At 41.0% G+C, this 2,383-nt stretch carries 2 protein-coding genes; both read right to left on the bottom strand.

The annotated features are described in order from the left end of the window. Positions 1-262: 262 nt before the first annotated feature. Complete coding sequence (locus tag WBM98_RS00430; RefSeq protein WP_424364036.1) at positions 263-1,318, bottom strand: YncE family protein; 1,056 nt, start codon at positions 1,316-1,318, stop codon at positions 263-265. Positions 1,319-1,321: 3 nt separating this feature from the next. Beyond that, positions 1,322-2,383 (bottom strand): TonB-dependent receptor domain-containing protein (locus WBM98_RS00425; RefSeq protein ID WP_424364035.1); only part of this gene is annotated, 1,062 nt, incomplete at its 5' end.

Raw genomic sequence — 2,383 nt, 5'->3', positions numbered from 1 at the left:
TAACTCAAAAATGTTCTCAATACTTAAGGATAATATGGTGTTGGACAAGAAATTGGATCTCAGCATACAATAAACAGAAGACAACCACATATATAAAGCCCTGACATAATTGCCAGGGCTTTTTTTTGCTATTTCCTGAAATTCCGTATTGGGATTCCCGGTGATATTTCTCCTGAGCCATCACGAAGTACGGGAACGATATGCGCAAAGGAAACCCTTTCTGTAGTAGGAAAGCCCCAAGAATAACCTCGCGGCGTTTTTTTCAATTCAAGTAGATTCCTCCTGGAATAATCCCAACATCAAAAGTTCCCAACAACCCCTTGGTCCCTATATCATAGATGGTCAAAGAGCCGTTGCTGGCGAAATCCTTGGCATCTGTACCATATAATTTCCCGTCATGTACGACCATCGTATAAAAATTTAGATTCTCCATGATGGGTAGTGAAGGCAGCACCGTATCGGAAGTTTCCATTGCATAGACAGCACCATTAAGGAAATAATACAATTTGGAGCCATCCAATTCCAAGAAATTTGGGTGTTCCGTAGTCTCAAACGCTAGGGTATTCTCGACGCTATTTGAATCCGTATTGATTTTCAACAGGGCCCCAGCTGTCTCATCCTGGGTATAGGACGGTTTTCCCCCGCATAACACCCACAAATCACCATTTGAAGTCACTTGCATGGCATTGGGAACATCTGCAACCGAAATTGTAGTGGCTAGCTGGTCCGTTTGCGTATTGATTACAGATATACTATTGTTCTGCCCGTAGCCTCCTTGGTGTGCTACATATACTTTTTCATCTTGGGAAATTATCTTTTCAGGACCAAAATCGACCGGTATTGTGTTACTTACACTATTCGTTTCCAAATTTATGATCGCCACAAAGTCATCTGTTTCATCATTGGGATCTCCCCAATTGGTTACATATCCCTTTCCATTCGCGAACAGAAAATACCTCGGGTTAGCCAACCCTTGTGAAATCGTCGCTTTGTTCTCAAAAGTATAGCGATCGACGACGGTTATCATGTTGGAAACATTTGCAATGATATAGGCATATTCATCGGTAAAGCCAATGGATTGTACCACATTGCCCAAATCAGCATTGTTCACGGCATTGAAAATGGCATTTTCAGTTGTGGTCAGATCTTCCGAAATAAAGGAAACAGTTCCCGTACCATTGCTGAACGGGCCTTCATTGGACACCAAAATGCCATTTTCATAGGCCCCCAATGGTATGATGGCCTCATCATCATCTTTGTTACAGGCTACACATAAGAATCCTAAAGCCATGGCGAGTACTACATTTTTGATTTTCATTTATTAAAATTTAAAGTTTAGTTGTATTTGAATGTTTCTATTGGGCATAGGTCTAAATGCCACATTTTGATACTTGGTATTGAAAAGATTGTTTATTTGCAGCGTTGTTTTGAGACTCGCCCCAAAAATTTTGGGCAAGTCATAGTCCAAATAATAATTCGCCAAAAAATATGCGTTTAGATCTTGCTGATTGTCCGTTGTGGTGAACACCTTGCCATTATATAAAGACTGCCAAACAACGCCCCATTTGCGATGCCGGTAGGCCAAACTATGGGTAACCTTGTGTTTGGGCACATAGATCAATTGGTTCTTATTTTCCTTTTCGCCAGCTCGTGTAAAAGCATAACTTACTTGATTTTCAAGGGTATGCTCCTCGAACTTATGTTCAATCCCCAAACTCGCTTCCAAACCATACTGTTCGACCGTCTGTACATTGACGGGGGACCATATGCCTGAATTATCGGGGCGCCATTGTATCAAATCCTTTGAGGAGATGTAGAAAAGGTTGAATTGCGCACGAATCCCTTTTTTGGCATACACCTGCCCTACTTCGCCTTGTACGGCGGTTTCCGGTTTAAGATCCGAATTGCCCATAGCACTGCCTTCCCAATACAGGTCATTGAAGGTGGGTATCCTAAAATTCTTCGACGTATTGATGGTAATGGCGTACGAATTCGACACTTCATATTTACCATCAAAAGCAAATACAAATGGGCTCTTATAATCATTGACCCAATCTTTTCGCAGGTTGATGCCATAGCTCAACCTTTTGGCAACATTATGGGTAAACAAGACTGTTGTCGCAAATAAATTCCGGTTGCCTCTTTGTATCGAAGTCCCTTGGCCATTGATAGCATGATAATCGATGATTCCGTTGATAGCCGCATTTTGCAATTCATATTTAAGATCGTAGTTTACGATAAAACTCTCTGCCTTACCATAGGTGAATAGGTCGTTTTCCTTATTCTGATAATACCTATAGCGTTCATATAAGTAAGCGGTCTTAACACGCTGAATCTTATTATTTTTGAAATTTACCCATTCAAACAACGACTTGGAATTAAG

The sequence above is a fragment of the Maribacter sp. genome, assembly GCF_049667165.1.
GTDB lineage: Bacteria > Bacteroidota > Bacteroidia > Flavobacteriales > Flavobacteriaceae > Maribacter_A.
Note: the sequence above shows the minus strand (reverse complement) of the source record. Positions and strands in the feature narration are given on the sequence as shown.